Below are 4564 nucleotides of genomic sequence, written 5' to 3' on the forward strand. Positions count from 1 at the left end.
AGCAAGTACGAGTTCATCGACGAGATGCGACTCGACACCGAGAAGTACGCATACAGCGTCGAGTTCATGTGCGGCCGACTTGGCGTCTCCAGATCGGGCTACTACGACTGGCGATCCCGCCCGGAATCCGCGACAGCCCAGCGGCGCGAAGAACTGAAATTGCTCATCGGGAAAGCCTTCGACATGTCCGACAGCACTTACGGGCACCGGCGTATCCAGGCCCAGCTGCACCGCTGGGGAGTCGCCGCGGGCGTGGGGCTGGTCCGCCGCCTCATGCGCGAACAGGGCCTGGTGCCCTGCCTGCCACGGCCGAAGAGGTTCAACCTCACTCAGGCTGCGGCCGGCCAGGTGCCGGACCTCGTCGGCCGCGACTTCACCGCGGATGCGCCCGGCGAGAAGCTTGTCGGTGACATTACCTATATCGCGACCGAGGAAGGCTGGCTGTACCTCGCAACGGTCATCGACTGCTGCACGAAGGAAGTAATCGGTTACGCGATGGACGACCACTACCAAACCCCACTGATATCCAGGGCGATCCGTAACGCGGCACGGAACAGGAACCTCTCAGTCGGCGCGATATTTCACTCGGATCGCGGAAGTAACTACATGTCAGCCGAGTTCGGCAGAACGCTGGACCGCTTCGGGCTCCGCAGATCTTCAGGCCGCACCGGGATCTGTTTCGACAACGCCATGGCCGAATCATTCTTCGGCGCCCTGAAGAACGAGCGGGTATCAAGGGTGACTTATCTGACCCGCGAGACAGCCAGGCAGGACGTCACTCGCTACATCGAATTCTGGTACAATCGCAAACGCCTCCACTCGGCGGTGGGTTACCGCCCACCGCGCGAAGTCCACGCCGAGTACGAGAAGTTGCGAATCGTCGCGTGAAATAGACGGTCAGAAGCCTGTCCGGGAAACGCGAGGCCCCTCAGGGTCTGGAACAGCGCCTTTTCCGGGCCGACCTCGACCACTATCAGCCCGCGTTCGCTCACCGCCTGCTCAACGCCGTCGACCGCTCCCTCCGGAAGGTCCGCGAAGCGCATCCTGAAACGGTGGCGGCCCTGGTTCATCCGCAGGCGCACGTCCTTCTGCAGGCGGTCGGCCCGGTCGTCCAAGACCACTGGGACCGCGTCCGATCAGGACTCCCAGAAGGAGCCCGCCTCCTGCCTGAAGTGCGGCAAGAGTCGGTCCACGGTCGCGACGAAGGTTCCGAGGTAGTCCTCCACATCGCCTGTGCCGAGGTGGGCGACACCGTTTCGCAGCTCGATCAGACCGTCCAGGTCGTCAGCCTCGCTGCTGGACTTGGACCTCTCCGGGAGAACTTCCATCTTCCGCAGCTGGCCGATCGCCGGCAACGCGCCGATGGTCCTGAGCCGCGTCGGCGGTTTGGACACCGCTCCCGCGAAGTGCAGCAGCATGTCGTCCTTGCCGTTCACCTCGGTGAGCAGGGTGGGATGGACAAGGACCAATGCTGCCTTCGGCAGGCGTTCGACACCGACGCCGACGTGTAACAGAAAGACCTCCTGGTCCTCTTCGGCGTGGGCTTCCATCGCCAAGCGCGCGAAGCGCTTGGCACCTTCGTAGAGACGACCGAACGTGACCGGCGATTCCATGACCGGAGGACGGTACCGACAGCCGCTGGCGGGGCAGGGTGCATTTTCAGGGCGAAGCCCACCCTTCGGCAGCCCCACCCCGCCCTGATCACACGATCGGTTGATCCGCTCACTTGCCGGGCCTGTCGGCTAATCCCTACGAGTGACGGCTTGTCAGTCCTGCTGCGTACCGTCCCGGTTCATCACGACTCAACCGCGCCATGGTGGCGCCTGTTGCCCAAGGCGGTGACTTGATGAGCCTGACCTCCGGGATTCACTGTCCACGCACCCCGCTGCGCCGGTTCCTGGACCGTGAACTGTCGGCCGGTGCCCACCCGCTGCGTAAAAGCTTCCGGGCTCGGGACCGCAACAGCCAGATCCTGACGCCGGGGCCTGGCGTCGGCACCGAGGCCGGCAACGTCGGCACCACGATCGACTACCGGCTCCGCCTGGCATTCACCGCCGCCGAACCAGTCGACCACGTCGCCCGCCTCGGCATCCTGCTCACCGGCTCCTACGAATCCGACGCACGGCAACGAATGCGGGACGTGGGCGAAGAACTCATGGAACGCCTCCAAGAGACGGTCATGCGTCTGCAACTCGACAACCGAGAGCTCCCGATGGACCGCGCCCATGATGAGGAGGAGGACCTGGCCCGCCTGCTGATCGCCGCAGCCTGGTACCAGGTCAACTACCGCACCTCGATCGGGTTCGCCTTCACCCCGCTGGCCATTGCCGCCCGAGAAGACCCCGGCGCCTTCACCCTGGACCGGCTGCTCCATCTGCCGCACCGCGACATGGTGGCCGACGTCGTCGCCCAGCTCTACAAGGCCGCCGACGGCCCACTGAACGACCTGCGGGCCCGCACACGGCCGGAGGACTGCACCCCGGCGCCCACCTTCCCGACCGACCGCATCGCCGCGGACGCCGACCTGGCCGTCGACGGGCTGCTGCTCGACTTCAAGAGCACCCGGTACACCCGCACCCTGCACCAAGCGGAAGCGTGGCAGCTGACCGGCTACCTGCTGCTCGACACGGACGACCGGTACCGGATCGACACCCTCGGCCTGTACCTCTCACGCTCGGGAACGCTGGCCAGCTGGCCGGTGGAGGAGTACCTAGACCTTCTCGGAGCCTGCCGCCGCGAGATCCCCGCCTTCCGCGCCGCGTTCACCGAGCTGCTCGAAGGCTGCACGGCTGACGTCGAACCGTACGAGCAGGAGGAGGAAGACCGGGTCCGTGAGCTCCTGAAGCGCCTGGCGCCCGTCGCCGCCCCAGGCCACTGCCTGGTGTGCACCCAGCCCTGCCCCGCGTCCGGGCGCCAGCCGCGGGAGTTCTGTTCCTCCTGGTGCCGCGGCCGCGTCAAGTTCCTACGCAACAGGGGTCTGCTGCCCGGCGGCCCGGACGTGTTGCTCCCTCGGCCGCGCCAGCGCCTGGACCTACCAGATGACGCGGAGATTGTGAGTCTCGCAGCCCGTTCCCCCAGGTAGACGGGGTGAGCTGTGAGGTGTGAGGTATCCACTCACGCCCGCGCCTCCTGTTCTCTCACAGAGATCCTTGGCCGTTTGTCAGGTGAGTTTGACCGCTTGGTTCCGACAACTTCCGGTTGTGGTGCCTATCCCGGATTCCTATCCAACAGTCGGCGATGATCAGCTCGCCGGGGTGTCACGCACGTCCGGCTCCAAACACGCGATCCGAGGAGTGGGTATGGCAGAGCGGCAGCATGGCACCGTGAAGTGGTTCAACGACGAGAGGGGGTTCGGCTTCATCACCCCGGAATCCGGTCCGGACCTCTTCGTGCACTTCAGAGCGATCCAAGGGGCCGGTTTCAAGAGTCTCAAGGAAGGCCAGAAGGTGACCTTTGTCGTTGTCCAGGGCCAGAAGGGTGAGCAGGCAGACGAGGTCGTTCCCGAGGGCTGAGCAGAGCATCAAGATCGCTTGGCAAACGGTCAAGATCGACTGTCGCGGCCGCCGACGTCGTGGCACCGCTGTGCAAGCAGAGTGGATGGCCCTGACTCCAGGGCTTGTGGGCAGCGCTGCAAGCCTCGTGCGCACCTCTATGCACCCCTTCACCGGCCTGGCTGAAAACAACCGGCGGCAGGGCACCCCGTCCACAGCGGAGTCATCACACACTGCCGCCAGTTCGCGGACGTGCTGGCAGGTGGCCGGCGGCCTGGTGCCGCCGGTCCCCCTGGTGGCGGGAGCGGCAGTCTCGGGGGTCTGGCGGCAGCACCATGTCCTCTGCCGGTCAGCCATCGATCGCCGACCGGCTGAGAAGCCGTATCTCAACCGATCTTGGAACGTGCAGGTCGAACAGGGGTGCTGGTTGAGTGATCTTCCGGCGGTGAGCAAGGCCGTCCTCACCCTGGAGAAGCACCGGTGAAGAGACTCATTGTGCTATTCAGCCTCGCCGGCGCCGTCGCCTTGGTCCACGAAGGCGACGCCACGCCAGGGCGACGGGCCGCCGAGTGTCTGGGTGAGACGTTCCTGCGAGGGATGGAGTGAGCGTCGGGCCGCATTGACGAACTTCAAGTGCCCCTGGTCCAAGGCGGTGTGGATCGGTCGGAGCTCCTCAAGATCCGCTGGCTGACGATCGTGGAAGAGGATGGTGAAATCCTCGATGACATCGCAGAGCTGGAGAGCTGCTGCGGCCGCCTCGGGATTCGCCACCAAGGTCAGCGACTGGATCGAGGCATTGACCGGTCCCCATGCGACTGCAGGTCTGCGCCGTTCGAGGAACGCCTCACGCAGCTCCATCTCGACGGCGCCGAAAGCCTGCAGGAACCTCTCGGAGGCGGACGTCTGTGTCTCCTGAAGCCACTTTCGATTCTCGCTGCGCCGCCCAACGACCCCGCCTGCAACGACGCCCACGATGGTTGAGGGGCCACGAAGTTTCCGGACAGGCACCCAATAGGGTTGTCCTGAACAAGGAAACGAGGAAGAAGTGGCGCCACCCAGTAAGTACTCGCCGG

General features: G+C 65.1%; 5 protein-coding genes and 1 pseudogene. 3 read left to right on the forward strand and 3 right to left on the reverse strand.

Features of this window, described 5'->3' with window-relative positions; genetic code table 11:
* Positions 1-888, forward strand: an 888-nt coding sequence (locus ACFYMM_RS44115) for an IS3 family transposase (protein ID WP_388398449.1), incomplete at its 5' end; no start/stop codon positions are given.
* On the opposite strand, the gene ACFYMM_RS44120 is transcribed toward ACFYMM_RS44115, so the two are convergent.
* A complete protein-coding gene (locus ACFYMM_RS44120) occupies positions 831-1121 on the reverse strand; it encodes a hypothetical protein (protein ID WP_388398451.1) in 291 nt (96 codons plus the stop codon). The two genes, ACFYMM_RS44115 and ACFYMM_RS44120, sit on opposite strands and share 58 nt — an antisense overlap.
* Before the next feature lie 15 nt (positions 1122-1136).
* Entirely contained in the window at positions 1137-1613 is a 477-nt protein-coding gene (locus ACFYMM_RS44125) for a hypothetical protein (RefSeq protein WP_388398452.1), read from the reverse strand.
* Positions 1614-1846: 233 nt separating this feature from the next.
* Here ACFYMM_RS44125 and ACFYMM_RS44130 point away from each other — a divergent pair, with 233 nt between their 5' ends.
* Entirely contained in the window at positions 1847-3082 is a 1236-nt protein-coding gene (locus tag ACFYMM_RS44130) for a hypothetical protein (protein WP_388398453.1), read from the forward strand.
* Between the two features lie 217 nt (positions 3083-3299).
* Positions 3300-3512, forward strand: a complete 213-nt coding sequence (locus ACFYMM_RS44135; protein WP_388398455.1) for a cold-shock protein — start codon at positions 3300-3302, stop codon at positions 3510-3512.
* 477 nt (positions 3513-3989) lie between these two features.
* Here the strand turns inward: ACFYMM_RS44135 and ACFYMM_RS44140 are convergent.
* Positions 3990-4564, reverse strand: a pseudogene (locus ACFYMM_RS44140) (hypothetical protein); the annotation flags it as partial.

This window comes from Streptomyces sp. NPDC006739 (genome assembly GCF_042869815.1).
Taxonomy (GTDB): Bacteria; Actinomycetota; Actinomycetes; order Streptomycetales; family Streptomycetaceae; genus Streptomyces.

What these genes read in the sequence shown, in the direction of transcription:
- ACFYMM_RS44125 (WP_388398452.1), bottom strand. Translation starts at nt 1,613, where the DNA reads ATGGAATCGCCGGTCACGTTCGGTCGTCTCTACGAAGGTGCCAAGCGC.
- ACFYMM_RS44130 (WP_388398453.1), top strand. Translation starts at nt 1,847, where the DNA reads ATGAGCCTGACCTCCGGGATTCACTGTCCACGCACCCCGCTGCGCCGG.
- ACFYMM_RS44135 (WP_388398455.1), top strand. Translation starts at nt 3,300, where the DNA reads ATGGCAGAGCGGCAGCATGGCACCGTGAAGTGGTTCAACGACGAGAGG.